We start from the raw sequence: 18,890 nt of genomic DNA, 5'->3' as shown, positions 1-18,890 counted from the left end.
TGGTCTCGCATTTAATTTTGTTGGTTTTGAAAAAGAATATTTTGTTAGGTTTTATTGTCTCTTTATTGATTTCTTGTGGTAAAAACAATGAGCCCGTAATTTCTTTTTACTACTGGAAAACCATCTTTAAATTGTCTGAAACAGAAAAGCAAACTCTGAAAGAAAATAATGTGAGCAAACTCTACATTCGCTATTTTGATGTGGGTTTGCATCCTGAAAGTAAAAGTCCAATACCAATAAGTCCTATTCATTTTCTAGAAAGTGTTGATGCTTTTGAAATCGTTCCTGTGGTTTTTATCAAAAACAAAGTAATGCTCGAATCTGCTCTGGATATTGATGATTTGGCGCTAAAAACCTTAAAATTGGTAAATGAAATTAATGCAAAAAACAAAATTAGCTGTAAAGAAATTCAAATAGATTGTGATTGGACATTGGTTAGCAAAAACAATTATTTGAAATTTATCGAGCGTTTTAAAAAGCTTTCGAACAAAAAACTTTCGGCGACAATTCGTTTGCATCAGGTAAAGTATTTCAAAAAAACAAAGATTCCAAATGTAGATTCAGGTGTTTTGATGTATTATAACATGGGTTCGATCGCTGCGGATACGCTCAACTCGATTTACAGCCAGAAAGTAGCCGAGCGTTATCTCGAAAGCCTCAAAAAATACCCGTTGCATCTTGATTTTGCTTTGCCTATTTATTCTTGGGGAGTTCACATACGCGGTGGGCGCGTGATAGGTTTGCGCTCAAAAGTTACTGCGCAAGAATTAAAAAAAGATATTAATTTTGAATCCATTTCGGGCACTATTTTTTCAGTAAAACATTCCAATTACAAAAAAGGGATATTTTATGAAGAAGGGGATCAGATAAAAATCGAAGCTACTTCCTCCAAAGAGTTAATCGAAATAGCCGAAGATTTGGAGGAAAATACGGCTCAAAAACCAAACGAAATTATTTTTTACGATTTAGACGAATTCAATTTAAAAAACTATGAAAAGAATATTTTTAAACAAGTTGTTTCTTGTTTCTAGTGGTGTCCTGCTTTTTTGTTATGCTATAATTTATGCTTGCGGCGGTGGCGATGACTATGATTATTTTAGTTATAATTCTAATTTCACACCTGAAACTTTTGCAGATAAGTCGTATGCGCCTTTGTTTTTGTCTAGTGATGTTTTTTATAGAATAGGGTCTGACACCCAACACAACTCCAGATTTAATGAGCAGATTATAAAAGAGTGGAGCGATTACTTAAAAGGAAAAGTAGATGCCGCAACTGTTAGTTATTTTATGATTGGCGAGGGTAACAACAATTATTCTAGTCAAAATAACGAAGCAACAAACTTTACAGATGTTGCACAGCTTCATGTTTATTATAAAAATAAAAAGGAAAATAAACCATCACTAAAATGGGGTAAAAAAATTAGTTTAAAAGATCCAAAAATTAAAAGTTTTATCGAATTTTTGTATTTGGCTCAAAAAATAGAAACGGTTTCGGTAGTCGAAGAAAATTGGAGTTACGAGCCGGTTGTGGCCAAAACTTTCGATGATTTAAAAATGATTCAGTCGATAGAAAATGTCTACAATACAACGGCAGATTCATTCCTGAAAAACAGATATTGGTTTCTTACCATGAAAGGCTATTTTTATAGTAGTAACAAGCAAAAAGCAATTGACTTTTTTAATAAAACCGAAAAATCGGTGGCAAAAAATCAGTTGTATTACAGAGCGTTGGCGTATGTGGCGGGTGTGCATTATAAAGCAAAAAAATATGCCACTTCTAATTATTTGTATGCTCAGGTATTTGATAAATGCCCCGAAATGCGTGTAGTTACGGCGTATAGTTTTAGCCCGAAAAGCGAAAAAGACTGGAATCAATCGTTGGTTATGGCCAAAAATAATAAAGAAAAAGCCGCGCTTTGGGCTGTTCATGGTTATTATAAAGACGAAAAACAGGCGGTAGAGAAAATTTACCAATTAGATCCAAAAAGCGAACATCTTAATTATTTGTTGACCCGATTGATAAACCGTCAGGAGCAGCTTATTAATAACTCGTTTACAGAATCTAAAAATAACGATACCAATACACCCGCCCGAAATCAAACGGTAACCGAAAACAAAACAGAAAACCGTGCTAAAATTGACAAAAGCGAAATTGATTTGGTGGTTGCAATTGCGGCAGCAGGAAATACACAGAAACCCTATATGTGGGATGTTGCGCTGGGGTATTTGCAAACGCTAAAAGGTGATTATGACAAAGCAGATACGAATTTTAGCAAAGCTGAAAAAACAATGCCAAAGACACAATTGGCTACTTACCAATTGCGATTGCTTCGATTTGTGAATAATTTGAGTAAAATAGACAAGCTGACTTCTAAAAACGAAAAAACCGTTTTGGCCGATTTGAACTGGTTGTACCTTGAACTTCCAAAAACGTACAAAGGAGACGATTTTAGATATCAAAATGCGGCTGCGTGGAGCAAAGCTTATCTGGCCAGCCTCTACAGAGAGCAGCAAAATCCCGTTATGGCCGAATTATTTGGCGAATCCAGAGGGTATTATTGGAATAGTGGAAATTCATTTTATGACAATGAAAAAAATATGTTGGAGATGAAAGCTTTTTTGGCTAAGCCAAATAAAACCGAAATAGAAAAAGTTGGCGCCGATATTTACAGTTATAAATTAAAAGACATCAATAGTTTTCAGGCGGTTCAGGCAACTTTTAATAATAAAGTTCCGGAAGCAATTGAGTTTATTAAACAGACAGATTCGATTCAGTATGCTGTTTTTCTCGGAAACCCTTTCAACGGAAGTATAAAAGATTGTCACGATTGTGATCATGTTGCGCCTCAGAAAAAGAAGTATACAATTGTCGATTTTCTGACCACTGTAAAAACCATGCAGGACAAAGTGGCTCAAAAAGAAGATCTTTTTACCAATAATATCTTGTTGGGAAATGCTTTTTATAATATTACTCATTTTGGTAATGGTAGAATTTTTTACGAAACCAATATTGTAGGATACGGTTCGAGTCCTTATTCTTTTAGAGATTCGATGAAAAAAATGATTACCAATTGTAGTGTTTCCAAAATGTATTACAAAAAAGCTTTGGAAGCCGCTACCACAAAAGAGCAGAAGGCAAAATGCATCTATTTTATCGCAAAATGCGAGCGTAACGACTATTACAACCAAAAATACAATAGCACAAAAAATTGGTGGGATGTAGAAGATGATAAGATCAATTTTATTGCTTTTGATGCATTTAAGACCTTAAAAAACGACTATTCGGATACAAGATATTATCAGGATGTAATTGCAGAGTGCGGTTATTTTAACACTTACGTGAATCAATAATTTACAAGAGTCATGTTGCTTTTAAAGCTAAAATGTAAAATGTTATGATGAATAAAATTGAACATATCGGAATCGCAGTAAAAAATATCGAAGATTCGAATGTTTTGTTCGAAAAACTATTGGGAGTTCCTGCTTATAAATCAGAGGAAGTGGCGTCTGAAGGGGTGCTGACTTCTTTTTTTCAGACGGGAACAAACAAAATCGAACTTTTGATGGCGACACATCCGGAAAGTCCTATTGCGAAGTTTCTGGAAAAAAAAGGAGAAGGGATTCATCATATCGCTTTTGATGTGGATGATATAGTAGTCGAAATCGAGCGTTTGAAAAACGAAGGTTTTGTTCTGATAAATGAGGTTCCGAAAAAAGGAGCAGACAACAAATTGGTGGCTTTTTTGCATCCAAAAGCAACAAATGGTGTGCTGATAGAGCTCTGCCAGGAAATTAAATCATAGTTTCTGAAAATTGGTGTTTTTTTTAAATTATTGATTGTCAATATTTTTTTGTCAGATTTGAGCTCATATTTCAATTAAATAAAAATCATCTCTTAAAATATTTGGAACGAATAAAAAATAGTGGTAATATTGCACCCTCAAACCGGTCCTATAGCTCAGCTGGTTAGAGCACCTGACTCATAATCAGGTGGTCCCTGGTTCGAGCCCAGGTGGGACCACAGTTTAAAATCAAAGCCTTATAGAAATGTAAGGCTTTTTTTGTTTGTATGGTATCAATAATTTTGAATATTCCCTTGTGTTAAACTCAACTGCTCGTCTTTTAAACTCCCCGAATAATAAAAATTAAGCTTAAAATATTATTAAAAAACTTAAATATTCTAGTTATTGGCAAATTGCGTTAAGGATGGCAGCGGTATCCTTTTGCGATCGATTTGTGTTCTGGCGCAGCAGCCCAAAACCTTCTTCGCAAAAGATGTAGCGAACAGCCTGACCCGGAGGGAAACGCCCATATTGTATTGGAGTTTAGTTTTTTAACTATTAAAAGTGCGGTAGTTTAGGATTTCAAATTCTGTGTTTTGTACTATTTTTATTTCGTCACGGCAGGGAGAGAAAGAAAAGCCTTTCAATAAAAAAGAAAGGTCTTTTTATTGCGGTAAAGTATTGGATTTCTTTAAAAAACTTTTACATTTGCCAAATAATTTTGTTTTAGAGCCTCACTGATACAAAATTAGATACGAGAAAAAAATTAACAAAACCTACACGTCTGTTATTTCAGACGGATTATTTTATGAAGATAGTAAGAACAATTTTTTTAGTATTTTTTTTGATATTGATTAATGTATCAAATGTATGGGCGCAACAAGATCCACCAGTTCCTGAAGAACCGTGTGATACGTGTCCGCCGCCACCTCTGCCAATAAATGAGCATTTATTGCTTCTAGGGGTTTCGGCAGTAATGCTTGGGGCTACAGTAATGTACAGACGTAGAAAAATATAAAAAAAAAGCTCTAATTGAAAAATTAGAGCTTTTTTTGGTTTTAAGTTGTTTGTGTTTATTTGTTGATCGAGTAAAGTCTCGAAATGTATTTTCCGACTACATCAAACTCTAAATTGATTTTTGTGCCAACTTTAAAGTTTTTAAAATTGGTATTTTCGTACGTATACGGAATAATAGATACGCTAAATTCGTTTGTTTTAGAATGTACCACCGTAAGACTTACTCCGTTTACGGTTATAGAACCTTTTTCTATGGTAATATTGTTTAGGTTTTTGTCGTATTCAAAAGTATAGTTCCAGCTTCCGTTTGCTTCCTCGATTTTTATACAGGTTCCGGTCTGGTCTACGTGGCCTTGCACAATATGTCCGTCAAGGCGATCGCCCAATTTCATGCCTCTTTCCAGATTTACAATATCATTTACTTTCCAGTCTCCAATATTGGTTTTTAAGATGGTTTCGTCTATGGCGGTAACCGTGTACAACGAATCTTTGATGGCGACAACGGTCAGACAAATTCCGTTGTGCGAGACGCTTTGATCTATTTTTAACTCATGGGTAAAAGACGAATCGACGGTGATATGAAGATTACTCTGGTCTTTTTGTATTTCGTGAATCCTTCCTAAGGTTTCTATGATTCCTGTAAACATTGTTGGTTTTATTTTACTAAATTTGCACATCAAAATTAGTAATAAATAATTGGAGCTCATGAATAAAAAAGCAGAAAATATAATTGTTGGAATTTCGATTGGAGATTTAAACGGTATTGGAAGCGAAGTTATACTTAAAACATTCGAAGATTCTCGTATGTTAGAATTATGTACGCCAGTTATTTTTGCCAATGCGAAAATACTTTCATTCGTAAAAAAAAGTTTTACTTCTACGATTCAATTTCATGGCGTTGATAAGCTAGATCAGATTTTGCCTGGTAAAGTAAATGTTTTTAACGTCTGGAAAGAAGGTGTCGATATTCATTTAGGTGTTAATAACGAAAAAATAGGCGAGTACGCCATCAAATCATTTGTAGCGGCTACAAAAGCGCTAAAAGAAGGTGTAATTGATGTTTTGGTTACGGCACCGATCAATAAATATAATATTCAATCTGAAGATTTTAAATTTCCGGGACATACAGATTATTTGGACAAAGAATTAGACGGAAATGCTCTAATGATGATGGTGCAAGGCGATTTGAGAGTGGGCTTGCTAACCGATCATGTCCCAATTAATGAAGTTTCATCGCATTTGACAGAAGAATTAATTACAAGAAAAATAGAAACGGTTAGAAAGTCATTAATTCAGGATTTTAGTATTGTAAAGCCAAAAATTGCCGTTTTAGGATTGAATCCGCATGCGGGCGATGGCGGCGTGATTGGTAAAGAAGATGATTTGATTTTGAAGCCCGTTCTGAAGAAAATTTTTGATAAAGGAACGATGGTTTTTGGTCCTTTTCCTGCTGATGGCTTTTTTGGAAGCGGTCAGTACGAAAAATACGATGCAATAGTAGCGACGTATCACGATCAGGGATTGATTCCTTTTAAAACATTATCGTTTGGAAAAGGAGTTAATTATACCGCCGGTTTAAACAAGGTAAGAACCTCGCCAGACCACGGTACAGCGTACGATATTGCTGGAAAAGACATGGCGGATTACAACTCGTTTAAGGAGGCTGTTTATCTTGCGATAGACATTTTTCGCTCCCGCAATCAGTATGAGGAGATTACCGAAAAACCTCTTAAAATAAAAGAAAAACAGTTATAAACAAAAAAAGGTGAATAAGATTATTAGTTTTATAATAATTTTATATCTTTGCACCCCAATTCAGGTATCTAGTTTTAGATAGGAGCGGGATAAATTGATGTTGAAATGAGCAAATCAAAAGAATTTTTAATTCCTTTTATAGGATTAAAGCTAGGGAAGCACAATTTTGAGTATCAAATAAATAACAAGTTCTTTGAGAACTTTGATTACGACGAATTTCAAAGTTCGGATATCAAAGTAAATTTAGTTTTAGATAAGAAAAGCAACATGTTGGAGTTGGAATTCAAACACAAAGGAACTGTAAATGTGCCTTGTGATCTAACCAGCGAAGATTTTGATCTGCCTTTAAAAGGTAAGATGAAATTGATTGTTCGTTTTGGAGATGAATTCAATAATGATAATGAAGAATTGCTAATCTTGCCCCACGGAGAACACGAAATAGATGTAGCACAATACATTTATGAAATGATCGCATTGTCGGTGCCACTAAAACGAGTTCATCCAGGAGTAAAAGACGGAAGCTTACAAACAGAAGCCTTAACAAAACTGAATGAATTAAAAGTCAAAGACTCGAGCGATAGCGAACAGGCGAAGCAAGTAAAAAAAGAGAGTAAACAAGAAGAAGATATTGACCCGCGTTGGGACAAATTAAAGCAACTATTAACGGATAAATAATATAGTAAAATGGCACATCCTAAGAGAAAAATCTCGAAAACAAGAAGAGATAAGAGAAGAACACATTATAAAGCTACTGTAGCTCAAATCGCTACATGTCCTATTACTGGAGAAGCACATTTATACCACAGAGCTTACTGGCATGAAGGTAAAATGTATTACAGAGGGCAAGTTGTTATCGATAAATCTGTAGCGGTTGCTTAATACGTTTTTGTAAATGATACTAGAACTCTCACATAGTGAGAGTTTTTTTTGTTGGTTAGAGTTTTCTTTTTTTAGGAAAATTTATACAAATTCATTTCGTTTTTTTTTGTAATTTTCAAGTCTTTTAAAAATTTTTCAAATAGCTATATTTGAAACGAAATAATAAAATATAATGAATACAATCACAGCCGCAATTACCGCTGTTGGAGCTTATGTTCCCGACTTTGTGCTTTCGAACAAAGTACTGGAAACTATGGTCGATACTAATGACGAATGGATTACTACTCGTACCGGGATTAAAGAAAGAAGAATTCTTCAGGATCCTGACAAAGGAACTTCGTTCCTTGCTATAAAAGCAGCACAGGATTTAATAGCAAAAGCCAATATTGATCCATTAGAGATTGATATGATCATAATGGCGACTGCTACAGCAGATATGCCAGTAGCATCAACAGGAGTTTACGTTGCTACAGAAATTGGCGCTACAAATGCTTTTGCTTATGATTTGCAGGCAGCTTGTTCGAGTTTTTTATACGGAATGTCAACTGCAGCCGCTTATGTTCAATCAGGAAGATATAAAAAAGTACTTTTAATTGGTGCCGATAAAATGTCTTCTATTGTTGATTATACAGACCGTGCCACTTGCATTATTTTTGGAGATGGAGCGGGAGCCGTTTTATTCGAACCAAATTATGAAGGTCTGGGATTGCAGGATGAATATTTACGCAGCGATGGTGTAGGACGCGATTTTCTTAAAATTCCTGCCGGAGGTTCGCTAATACCTACTACTTTAGCAACTGTTCAAGAAAACAGACACAATATTATTCAAGACGGAAAAACAGTTTTTAAATATGCTGTAACTAATATGGCTGATGCCAGCGAATTGATCTTAAAAAGAAATAATTTGACTAACGAAGATGTAAATTGGTTAGTACCGCATCAGGCAAACAAGCGTATTATTGATGCTACAGCAAGCAGAATGAACCTTGAAGACTCAAAAGTATTAATGAATATTGAGAGATATGGTAATACAACTTCTGCGACTTTGCCTTTAGTATTAAGTGACTTTGAACATTTGTTCAAAAAAGGAGATAATGTTATTTTTGCTGCATTTGGTGGTGGATTCACTTGGGGATCTATATACATTAAATGGGCGTACGATAAAAAATAAATTAAAACTAAAAACGAATCATTATGGATTTAAAAGAAATTCAAAACCTAATCAAATTTGTTGCAAATTCGGGTGTTGCAGAAGTAAAGTTGGAAATGGATGATGTAAAAATCACCATTAGAACTACTCTGGAAGGTAACGTTACAGAAACTACTTATGTACAACAATTGCCAGCTCAGGCTGCATTGCCACAGGCCGTTGCCCCTCAGGCATCACCAGTAGTAGTAAACGTAAACACTGAAGCAGCAGCTGCTCCATCTGAAGATTCTAAATTTATTACTATAAAATCGCCAATTATTGGTACTTTTTATAGAAAACCATCTCCAGACAAACCTGTTTTTACAGAAGTTGGAAGCACAATCGCAAAAGGAGATGTTCTTTGTGTAATTGAAGCAATGAAATTATTCAACGAAATAGAATCAGAAGTTTCAGGGAAAATTGTAAAAATTCTTGTTGACGATATGTCTCCTGTAGAATTTGACCAACCTTTATTCTTAGTTGATCCATCATAAAAATTTAGATTCTAGATTTTAGATTTTAGAACGATATCCAAAAAATAAAATTTTTGAGATCGCCTAAAATTATCTAATGATCAATTTGTCTAATTATCTAATTTAAATAAAGATGTTTAAAAAAATACTAATTGCGAATAGAGGAGAAATTGCACTTCGTGTGATTCGTACATGTAAGGAGATGGGAATCAAAACTGTTGCAGTTTATTCTACAGCCGATGCAGAAAGTTTACACGTTAAGTTTGCTGACGAAGCGGTTTGTATTGGTCCCCCTCCAAGCAACTTATCTTATTTGAAAATGTCAAATATTATTGCTGCTGCCGAAATTACAAACGCAGACGCAATACATCCGGGATACGGATTTCTTTCAGAGAATGCTAAATTCTCAAAAATATGTCAAGAGCACGGTATCAAATTTATTGGTGCTTCTCCTGAAATGATTGATAGAATGGGAGACAAAGCTTCTGCAAAATCTACTATGATTGAAGCTGGAGTGCCTTGTGTTCCAGGATCAGAAGGGATTTTAGAGTCTTTTGAACAAGCTCTTGTAGTAGCCAAAGAAATTGGTTACCCTGTGATGATGAAAGCTACTGCCGGTGGTGGTGGAAAAGGAATGCGCGCTATCTGGAAAGAAGAAGACCTACACAAAGCCTGGGAAAGTGCGCGTCAGGAAGCCGCTGCTGCTTTTGGAAACGACGGAATGTATATGGAGAAACTTATTGAAGAACCACGTCATATCGAAATTCAGGTTGTAGGAGATTCATACGGAAAAGCATGTCACCTTTCTGAAAGAGATTGCTCTGTACAACGTCGTCACCAAAAATTAACAGAAGAAACGCCTTCGCCATTCATGACAGATGAATTGCGAGCCAAGATGGGAGAAGCTGCTGTAAAAGCGGCAGAATACATTAAATATGAAGGTGCCGGAACAGTAGAATTTCTTGTGGACAAACACAGAAACTTCTATTTTATGGAGATGAATACACGTATTCAAGTTGAGCATCCAATTACAGAACAAGTAATTGATTATGATTTGATACGTGAGCAAATTATGGTTGCTGCCGGAATTCCGATTTCAGGAAAAAATTATTTGCCACAATTACACGCAATAGAATGTCGTATTAACGCCGAAGATCCTTATAATGATTTTCGCCCTTCACCAGGTAAAATTACGACGCTTCACATGCCAGGAGGTCACGGAGTTCGTTTAGATACTCACGTATACTCTGGTTACAGTATTCCGCCAAACTATGATTCTATGATTGCAAAGTTGATTACGACTGCGCAAACACGTGAAGAAGCCATTAGCAAAATGCGAAGAGCTTTGGATGAATTTGTTATCGAGGGTGTGAAAACTACAATACCTTTCCACAGACAATTAATGGATGATCCGAGATATATCTCAGGCGATTATACAACTGCTTTTATGGATACTTTCAAAATGAATACTCCAGAGTAATTTTCTAAAGGCTGTCAATTTTGACAGCCTTTTTTAGTTTGATGTCCCGATCTGTTTGCAAAAACACATCGGGTTTTTTATTTTCAATTCTTCTCATTACACACTTGACGTGTATACTTTTTACACAACATTTCAAATAATTACACACAAATCGGGATATTATATTTTAAGTATTTTTTTATTAAAGCTTTGAAATATAGGTTTTTATGTGGTTTTGGGATTGATGTGGCTGTTACGGCACAGTTATTTCATTATCTAAAGCGTAAACAACTATCAAATAATTTAAACATACACATTATGAAAAATTTATTTTTATCAGCCGCAATTGTTTTAGGAGGTTTCACTTCATTCGCAACTACTTCTCCTAATGTCAACACTATCGTAAAAACAATTTCTATTCAAGATGAATATACAGAAATTAAATTAGAAGAGTTGCCAGCTCCAATTACAGAAGCTTTAAAAAAGGCATATCCGACCGCTTTACTTTCAAAAGCATACAAAAATGCAGCTTCTCAATACAAATTAGATGTTACTGTGGGAGACAAAGTAGGATCGCTTTATGCTAACGCAGACGGAACTTGGATTCAGAAATAATCTGGGAGAGTTTCAAAATTATATCTATTAAACTAAAAAAAACATTATTATGAAAAATTTATTTTTATCAGCCGCAATCATTTTAGGAGGTTTAACATCATTTGCTACCACTTCTCCAGTTACAATCACAAACGCAAAAACAATTGTTCTTCAGGACGAATACACAGAAATTAAAGTCGAAGAAGTACCGGCAGCTGTTACAGATGCACTTAAAAAAGCATATCCGGATGCTATTCTTTCAAAAGCATACAAAAATGCAAAATCTGAGTATAAACTGGATGTTACGGTTGGAGATAAAGTAGGATCTCTTTATGCTAACGCAGACGGATCTTGGATTAAAAAATAATATAAAGTAACCTATAAAACTATTAGTATGAAAAAGTTAATCTTATCAGCAGCAATCGTTTTGGGAACTTTATCGGCAAATGCAACAACGAATGCAATAAAAGTTCCTCTAAAACAGTTTATAACTGTTCAGGATGAATATAAAGAGATTGATGCTGTTCCGGCAGCGATCAAAACAGCTCTGGATAATGCTTATCCGGGAGTAAAACTGGACAAAGCATACATTAATGACAAAAAAGAATACAAAATTGAGATCACGGTAAGAGACCAAAAATCGGTTGTGTACACAGATGCTCAGGGAAATATTCTTAAAAAATAATTTAAAAAAAACAATCACTATGAAAAAGCTAATCTTATCAGTAGCAATCGTTTTGGGTACTATGTCTGTTCAGGCAGCTGTCCCTTCGATCACGAAGACAATGTCGCAGTCAGTAATTACACAAGATGAATATACAGAAGTTAGCTTAGACGCTCTTCCAGCTGCTGTAAAATCAACTGTCGAAAAATCTTTTCCGGGTACAAAGCTAGAAAAAGCGTACAAAAATGAGAAGAATGAGTTTAAACTTGAAATTGCTAATGGAGACAAAAAGTATACCGTTTATACAGATGCTTCAGGGAACATTATAAAAAAATAATTCCCTACTTTTATCAGCTAATACTAATTAAAAATCAAATCAATATGAAAAAATTAATTTTATCAGCTGTAATAATTGTTTTAGGGACTTTATTCACAAACGCTGAAGCGGCAATTGTAAAAAAATCTGTTTTGAATGTTGAAAATGTTCAGGACGATTACAAAGAAATTAAAGCGGATGCTCTTCCTGCAGAAGTAAAAGCTACATTAGAAAAGTCTTTTCCGAACTCTAAACTTGTAAAAGCTTACGTAAACGGGAAGAAGCAATACAAATTAGAACTGAATTCTGGCGAGGATTCACCTAAACATTATGTTTTTACAGATGCCAAAGGTGTGATCGCCGAAAAATACTAAAAATAAATGAGTATGAAGAACGTAATCTTGTCAGCAGCTATTGTTCTTGGGAGTTTATCAATTTACGCTACTACTGATCGAAATGATGAAAAAGTAACGATCGTAAATTTTCAGGAGATTTATACGGAAGTTGCCGTTGATGCTGTTCCCGCAGTGGTAAGAACGGCTTTGAAAACGGCATACCCAGGTGCAAATTTGGATAAAGCGTATGTGAATGAAAAAAAAGAATACAAATTAGAAATATCAGTTGGAGACCAAAAGGCTATTGTATATTCAGATGCCAATGGAAACTGGTTGAAAATATAATTAGGTGAAATTAGATTTATGTTTTTGGTAAAAAAGAGATTACTTCGGTGATCTCTTTTTTTTTGGAAAATTTTATGAAAATACAATTTTAATAGTCTTATTTTAGCAAAAAAGTACCAAAAATAGATGTCAAAGATTTTATTAATAGAAGATGATATTTCATTTTGCAAATTATTAGAAAAATTTCTAATTAAAAAAGCGTATAATGTAACAATTGCTTTCTCGGCTGCCGAAGCTCGATTGGCGATTAACAAAGAATCTTTTGATTTGATTCTGACCGACTTGCGATTGCCCGATTCGGATGGAATTGCGCTTATGACAGAATTTAAAAATTTAAATGCTGAGATTCCTGTCGTACTCATGACAGGTTACTCTGATGTGAATACTGCTGTAAAAGCCATTAAAAATGGAGCTGCAGATTATATTTCGAAACCATTCAATCCTGATGAAGTTTTGCTTGTAATCACCAATGCATTACAAACTCCGACGGAAGCGGTAACTCCAAAAAAAGAAAAGAAAACAACGACCCAAAAAGCCGTAACAGAAAACGAATTTGTAAAAGGAATTTCTGTCGCTTCAAAAAAACTTTTAGACCATATTCAGCTCGTAAGTCCCACCGATATGTCGGTTTTGATTATTGGCGAAAGTGGAACTGGAAAGGAAATTATTGCCAAAAGCATTCATGAGCAAAGCAATCGTAAAAATAATACGTTTATTGCTGTAGATTGTGGCGCCATACCAAAAGAATTGGCAGCCAGCGAATTTTTCGGACACTTAAAAGGATCATTTACAGGAGCTATTAGTGACAAAGTGGGCTATTTTGAGGCTGCTAATGGAGGAACTATATTTTTGGATGAAATAGGCAATCTTTCATACGAAAATCAAATACAGCTTTTGCGTGCGCTTCAGGAGCGAAAAATAAAACCAGTCGGCAGCAACAAAGAAATCAATGTTGATATCCGAATTATTACCGCTACAAATGAAGACCTTAGAGAAGCTGTAAAAAACGGCGATTTTAGAGAAGATTTATACCATAGAATTAATGAATTTTCAATTGAATCACCATCGCTGACAGACCGGGGAGAGGATTTAATGCTTTTTGCAGATTATTTTCTGGAAAAAGCCAATCAGCAATTAGATAAAGAAGTGATTGGGTTTTCGCCCGAAGTGGTGGCCATTTTTCAAAAATACAGCTGGCCTGGAAATTTACGTGAACTTCAAAATTGCGTCAAACGTGCTACACTTTTATCCAAAGGAAATTTTATAGAAAGTGATGTTTTACCAGCCGAGTTTTTTCAAATTGAAAAGCACCAGAATTCAGGAGGAACTTTCTCGTTATCGGAAAATGAAAAAGAAACCATTATGAATGCTTTGTCTAAAACGCAAAATAATAAGTCTGAAGCGGCAAAACTGCTCAAAATTACCAGAAAAACACTTTATAATAAATTGAAATTATACGATATTGATTAAATTTCGATTACAGGATTTCTTCACGTAAAGCCACAAAAAGCATGTCGATTTTAGTTTTTAAGTCTTCGAAAATAATTTTTAAGTCAGGATTTTCAAAAGCATTTTGCTCTAGTTTTTTCAAGATTTTACTTATTTCCTGAGCTTCAATTTGCCTAAACATTGGCTTTATTCGGTGCGCTATCGATTTTATCTCAGTGCCGTTTTCCTCACTAATAGCTTTGCTCAAATGCAGCATGTTTTCTTTGCTGCTGTCTATAAACGAAGAGATAACTTCTTTTAAAGCCTCGGGATCGTTTCCTAAAAACTCTTTCAAAGTCATTAAAGAATATAGTTTGTTAGTCTTTTTTTCTTTCTTTTCTTCAATTTCAACTGTGTTGATAATGTCGTTGTTCAGGATGTTTTCAATGGTTTTTAGTAATACTTTTGGCGAGTAAGGTTTTTTGATTACCGTGGTAAATCCGGCTGCGGCATACACAGATAAATCCAAATCTGTTCGACCTGTCAAGGCAATAATAGGTTGGTTTTGATACGTTGTGGTAATGCTTTTTTTCAACTGTTCGATAAACGAAAAACCATCCATTTCCGGCATTTGTATGTCGGTAATAATAAAATCAAACGGAGTCAGTTTTATAGCTTCTAATGCTTTGGATGCACGGTCAAAAGAAAAAACAGTGTGTTTTTCCTGTCTTAAAACGCCACTGGTTAAATTCAGCAAATTGATGTCGTCATCTACCACGACAAAAGTGAGTTTTTTGGTGTTTTTAGTGCCGGTTTTTATAGCTTTTTCTACCGTATTCACGCTAGTGTCAAACAATAATGGAAGTGTAATTTCAAAAGTGCTTCCTTTGCCAAAAGTACTTTCCAAATGTAATTTTCCTCCAAGAATATTGATGATTTTTTGGCAAATAGACAACCCCAATCCGGTTCCGCCATACTTCTTTTCTATGCCTTCATTGGCTTGTGCAAATTCTTCGAAAACCAATTTTTGGTTCGCTTTTTCAATTCCTATTCCGGAATCTTCAATTGTGATTTCAAAAAAACGTTCGCCATAAACAACGTCAGCATTGATTTTTATAAAACCTTCTTCGGTAAATTTATAAGCGTTTCCAATAATATTGCTTAAAACCTGTTTGAGCCTAAAAGGATCTCCAACGATTTTTTTGTTGAGTTTTTCGTCAAAAGTAATGCTGAGTTCAATGTTTTTGTTTTTGTAAACGGTCTGAATGTTTCTGGCTACTTCTTCCATGATTTCTGGTAGTACAAAAGGCACTTTTTCTATCGTGATTTTTCCGGCTTCGATTTGCGAAAAATCCAGTAAATCCTGAACGAGTTGTGTGATGTATTCAGATGAGTTTTTTATGTTTTTGATAAAATAAGACTGCTTGTTATTCACATCAGAATTGCCCAGAAGTTCTGTATAACCTACAATTGTACTCAAAGGTGTTTTTAAATCATGACTTACGGTCGAGATTAGTTGTTCTCGGCTTTTGAGAAGGTTTTTGGTTTTAAAATTCGCTATTTCGAGCTGTTTTTTATAAACTTGCGATTTCGAATAATCACTCACAATCAAAATCGAGAAAAATACAGTAAGCAATAAGCCAATAATGGCTGAAACTGTAACAATATCGTTGATCTTTTTTAATGATTTTTCTTTTAATGAATTGTTTTTTATCGAATTGATGATGATTTCTCGTTCGATAATACGAAGCACTTTTCGGAGCTGTTCCGAGATGGCTATTTCGTTTTTCAGCAGTTTGTTTTCTTCAAAATTGAGCGATTCTTTTTTCTTTTCGGCTTTGATTTTTACGGTACTCAAAAGTTTTTTCGAATTGGCCAAAATCGAATCCGAAGCTTGTTTGCTCAGCGTGTTGGTGCTGTCGTCGGGAATATTCTGATTGAGGTAATCTACATATTGCTGCAAAACATTACGCTGATAGCTCCCGAGTTGGTCGGGGTTTTTGGTAAAATCCTGAATTTCTAATTTTCGAAGTTTAACCTCCATTTTACTAATCTCATCAATCGCATTATTGACCGAAACTTCGTCGTCGGCTTTGTTTTTGATCGTTTTTAGCTGCTGAATATTTTTGGTCTTTTCAGACAATAAATAGGTAACGCTATCCAAAAGCGCTTTTTGATATTGTGTTTTTACAATCGTTTTTAAGGTGTCGATTCGCAAGCGAAGCGAATCATTTTCGATCACATAATTTTTAAAATCTTTCTCTGAGTTAGTCTGAATCGTTTTTCGAGCCAGACTTTCTGTTTTGTACACATTCGAAAAAAGTTTGCTCACTCTTAAAATCTTCGTCTTTTCAAGTGCAATTTTGTCTTCGAGTTTGTTATAAACGGCGTTTTCAGAGTATAAAAACCATCCCACAGTAACCACTAATGCAACGAGTGCAACATAACTGAACAGAACTTTTACCGGCATGTAGCTTTTTTTGATTTCCATAGGCTGTAATCGCAGAAATTTGGGTTTGTTTTTTTGGTTTTAAATTCGTGCAATTTATTTAAAATTTTCTACTCTAGATTTATAGAATCTTTTCAGAATTTTACATAATTAAAATTTAGTGTTACAAAATAGCCACCGATTCTTAAAGAGTAAACTTGGTCATTCTCTAAAAATCGATGGCTATTATTAGCATTGTTTATTTATTTGATTAAAGCGTTTCGGCTAACCATTTAAAAAATTCGCCTTGCCAAACCTGAGCATTTTGAGGATGTAAAACCCAGTGATTTTCCTCAGGAAAATACACCAATCTGCTTTTAAGTCCTCTTAGTTGTGCAGCCTGAAAAGCTTCTTGCCCTTGCCCAATAGGTACACGGAAATCTTTTCCTCCCTGAAAAATCAAAATAGGTTTGTTCCAGTGTTCTACCAAGGTTGCAGGGTTAAAAGTAGTGTATGTTTTTTGTGCCACAGCATTGTCTTTTTCCCAATAAGCACCGCCAAAGTCCCAGTTGTTAAAGAAAACTTCTTCTGTAGTTCCTAACATACTTACGGTATTAAAAACGCCATCGTGTGCGATAAAAGTTTTAAAACGGTTTTTATGAATTCCGGCCAGATAAAACACAGAATAACCTCCGTAGCTCGCGCCTACACAGCCCAAACGACTTTTGTCAACGTAGTTTTCTTTGGCAACATCATCAATCGCAGAAAGGTAATCATCCATTACTTGTCCGCCCCAGTCCTTGCTTATTTGTTCGTTCCATGCTACGCCGTGTCCTGGCATTCCGCGACGATTGGGTGCAACAACAATATATCCTTTGGCTGCCATTAACTGAAAATTCCAACGGAAAGAGTACGATTGTGTCAACGGAGATTGTGGTCCGCCTTGGCAAAATAATAAAGTTGGATATTTTTTGGTCGCATCAAAATTAGGCGGAAGGATTACCCAAACCAACATTTTTTTGCCGTCAGTAGTCGTTACAAAACGTTTTTCGGTTTTGCTTAACGCTAATGTTTTATAGGTTTCTGTATTAATGTTTGATAATTGTTTCCAGGTATTTTTCTTCAAATTAAAAGAAAAAATCTCTGATGCATGATTCATGTCTGAGCGGGTTGCAATAATATCGTCTCCTGCAAAGCCAATCAGATCATTCACATCAAAATCCCCTTCTGTTATTTGGCGAACTTGAATAGCGATTCGGGTCAAACCCGGAAAATTAACGACAAAAAGTTGTTTGGTACCATCAACTGGTGCTACAAAATAAACATTTTTACCGTCTTTGCTCCAGATAAAATTATCTACAGTTCCGTCCCAATTCGCTGTTAAATTAGTTTTCATTCCTTTAAATTCAACAATAATATCATTTTTATCCGACTCATAACCGTCGCGTTTCATTTGCAACCAGGTTAGGTTTCCTGTCGGAGAAAATTGTGGAGCGGTATCATAACCCAAATTATCTTCGGTTCTGTTGATCGTTTTTTGAGTCTCTAAATGGTACTCATAAATATTAGTATTGGTCGAAATTGCATATTGCGTTCCCGCTTTTTTCTTGCACACATACAAAATGCTTTTTCCGTCAGGAGACCAAATATAATCTTCGTCTCCGCCAAAAGGTTTCTGTGGAGAATCAAAGTTTTCGCCTTTTAGAATGTCAATTCCGGCAGCACCTTCTTTATTTTCTTTGTAAAAAACATGATTAAATTTCCCCTCATTCCACGTATCCCAGTGGCGATAATCCAAACCATCATAAATTTGAGCATCAGATTTGTCTAAGTTCGGGTAGAAATCTTTGCCCAAAACTTTCTCTAATTTTACCTCTTCATTATAAACCAAAAATTTTCCGTCAGGCGAAATGTTTTTATCTGCCAAAACATCTTTGGTATCTTTTATTTCAGTTGCATTTCCGCCATTTACGGGCAAAATATACAATTTCGAATTCGATTTGTTTTCCTCGATAGAAGGAGTCGAAACTTTAAAAACTACATTTTTTGCATCTTTCGAAAGCCCAAGCGGGGTCACTCTTCCTAGTTTCCATAACAACTCTGGCGACATCACATTTTGTCCGATAGCGTTTAAACTCATCATTATTAAGGTTGTAAATAATACTTTTTTCATAATAAAATTCTATTTTTCTTGATGCTAAAAGTACAAAATATATTTAATCAACT

Annotated in this window: 20 protein-coding genes and 1 tRNA gene; 18 read left to right on the top strand and 3 right to left on the bottom strand. The window is 35.0% G+C overall.

Features of this window, described 5'->3' with window-relative positions; genetic code table 11:
- The first annotated feature begins 26 nt into the window (after positions 1-26).
- From J3495_RS08690 to J3495_RS08670, 5 genes are all read left to right on the top strand, one after another.
- A complete protein-coding gene (locus tag J3495_RS08690) occupies positions 27-1,031 on the top strand; it encodes a hypothetical protein (protein WP_236025421.1) in 1,005 nt (334 codons plus the stop codon).
- Positions 991-3,351 (top strand): hypothetical protein, encoded by a 2,361-nt coding sequence (locus tag J3495_RS08685; protein WP_210666165.1) that lies wholly within the window; start codon positions 991-993, stop codon positions 3,349-3,351. The genes J3495_RS08690 and J3495_RS08685 overlap by 41 nt, the downstream gene beginning before the upstream one ends.
- Positions 3,352-3,398: 47 nt before the next feature.
- Complete coding sequence (gene mce / locus J3495_RS08680; RefSeq protein ID WP_210666193.1) at positions 3,399-3,803, top strand: methylmalonyl-CoA epimerase; 405 nt, start codon at positions 3,399-3,401, stop codon at positions 3,801-3,803.
- Positions 3,804-3,947: 144 nt separating this feature from the next.
- Positions 3,948-4,021: transfer RNA gene (locus tag J3495_RS08675), tRNA-Ile, on the top strand.
- Positions 4,022-4,590: 569 nt separating this feature from the next.
- A complete protein-coding gene (locus J3495_RS08670; protein ID WP_210666164.1) occupies positions 4,591-4,800 on the top strand; it encodes a hypothetical protein in 210 nt (69 codons plus the stop codon).
- 55 nt (positions 4,801-4,855) lie between these two features.
- Here the strand turns inward: J3495_RS08670 and J3495_RS08665 are convergent, their stop codons facing one another.
- A complete protein-coding gene (locus J3495_RS08665) occupies positions 4,856-5,446 on the bottom strand; it encodes a riboflavin synthase (RefSeq protein WP_210666163.1) in 591 nt (196 codons plus the stop codon).
- 58 nt (positions 5,447-5,504) lie between these two features.
- Here J3495_RS08665 and pdxA point away from each other — a divergent pair, with 58 nt between their 5' ends.
- The 13 genes from pdxA (at position 5,505) to J3495_RS08600 (ending at position 14,278) form a co-directional block, all read left to right on the top strand.
- Complete coding sequence (gene pdxA / locus J3495_RS08660) at positions 5,505-6,554, top strand: 4-hydroxythreonine-4-phosphate dehydrogenase PdxA (RefSeq protein ID WP_210666162.1); 1,050 nt, start codon at positions 5,505-5,507, stop codon at positions 6,552-6,554.
- 105 nt (positions 6,555-6,659) lie between these two features.
- Complete coding sequence (locus tag J3495_RS08655) at positions 6,660-7,229, top strand: YceD family protein (protein ID WP_210666161.1); 570 nt, start codon at positions 6,660-6,662, stop codon at positions 7,227-7,229.
- Between the two features lie 9 nt (positions 7,230-7,238).
- Complete coding sequence (rpmF, locus tag J3495_RS08650; protein WP_007137315.1) at positions 7,239-7,433, top strand: 50S ribosomal protein L32; 195 nt, start codon at positions 7,239-7,241, stop codon at positions 7,431-7,433.
- A gap of 172 nt (positions 7,434-7,605) precedes the next feature.
- Positions 7,606-8,604, top strand: coding sequence for a beta-ketoacyl-ACP synthase III (locus J3495_RS08645; RefSeq protein WP_210666160.1), 999 nt, complete (start codon positions 7,606-7,608; stop codon positions 8,602-8,604).
- Between the two features lie 23 nt (positions 8,605-8,627).
- Positions 8,628-9,116, top strand: coding sequence for an acetyl-CoA carboxylase biotin carboxyl carrier protein (accB, locus tag J3495_RS08640; RefSeq protein ID WP_210666159.1), 489 nt, complete (start codon positions 8,628-8,630; stop codon positions 9,114-9,116).
- Between the two features lie 112 nt (positions 9,117-9,228).
- Positions 9,229-10,575 carry an acetyl-CoA carboxylase biotin carboxylase subunit gene (gene accC, locus J3495_RS08635; RefSeq protein WP_210666158.1) on the top strand — a complete coding sequence of 449 codons (1,347 nt, stop codon included), beginning with the start codon at positions 9,229-9,231 and terminating at the stop codon, positions 10,573-10,575.
- 297 nt (positions 10,576-10,872) lie between these two features.
- Complete coding sequence (locus J3495_RS08630; RefSeq protein ID WP_210666157.1) at positions 10,873-11,169, top strand: hypothetical protein; 297 nt, start codon at positions 10,873-10,875, stop codon at positions 11,167-11,169.
- Positions 11,170-11,218: 49 nt separating this feature from the next.
- A complete protein-coding gene (locus tag J3495_RS08625; protein ID WP_210666156.1) occupies positions 11,219-11,515 on the top strand; it encodes a hypothetical protein in 297 nt (98 codons plus the stop codon).
- Positions 11,516-11,542: 27 nt separating this feature from the next.
- Entirely contained in the window at positions 11,543-11,833 is a 291-nt protein-coding gene (locus J3495_RS08620; RefSeq protein ID WP_210666155.1) for a hypothetical protein, read from the top strand.
- Positions 11,834-11,852: 19 nt separating this feature from the next.
- Positions 11,853-12,149 (top strand): PepSY-like domain-containing protein, encoded by a 297-nt coding sequence (locus J3495_RS08615; RefSeq protein WP_210666154.1) that lies wholly within the window; start codon positions 11,853-11,855, stop codon positions 12,147-12,149.
- 44 nt (positions 12,150-12,193) lie between these two features.
- A complete protein-coding gene (locus J3495_RS08610; RefSeq protein ID WP_210666153.1) occupies positions 12,194-12,502 on the top strand; it encodes a hypothetical protein in 309 nt (102 codons plus the stop codon).
- A gap of 12 nt (positions 12,503-12,514) precedes the next feature.
- Complete coding sequence (locus J3495_RS08605; RefSeq protein ID WP_210666152.1) at positions 12,515-12,808, top strand: hypothetical protein; 294 nt, start codon at positions 12,515-12,517, stop codon at positions 12,806-12,808.
- Positions 12,809-12,934: 126 nt separating this feature from the next.
- Entirely contained in the window at positions 12,935-14,278 is a 1,344-nt protein-coding gene (locus J3495_RS08600) for a sigma-54-dependent transcriptional regulator (RefSeq protein WP_210666151.1), read from the top strand.
- 7 nt (positions 14,279-14,285) lie between these two features.
- Here the strand turns inward: J3495_RS08600 and J3495_RS08595 are convergent, their stop codons facing one another.
- Both J3495_RS08595 and J3495_RS08590 read right to left on the bottom strand, forming a co-directional pair.
- Entirely contained in the window at positions 14,286-16,706 is a 2,421-nt protein-coding gene (locus J3495_RS08595; protein WP_236025420.1) for a hybrid sensor histidine kinase/response regulator, read from the bottom strand.
- Positions 16,707-16,935: 229 nt separating this feature from the next.
- Positions 16,936-18,837 carry a S9 family peptidase gene (locus J3495_RS08590; RefSeq protein ID WP_210666149.1) on the bottom strand — a complete coding sequence of 634 codons (1,902 nt, stop codon included), beginning with the start codon at positions 18,835-18,837 and terminating at the stop codon, positions 16,936-16,938.
- Positions 18,838-18,890: the final 53 nt, after the last annotated feature.

This window comes from Flavobacterium geliluteum, from assembly GCF_017948595.1.
Taxonomy (GTDB): Bacteria; Bacteroidota; Bacteroidia; order Flavobacteriales; family Flavobacteriaceae; genus Flavobacterium; species Flavobacterium flavipigmentatum.
Note: the sequence above shows the minus strand (reverse complement) of the source record. Positions and strands in the feature narration are given on the sequence as shown.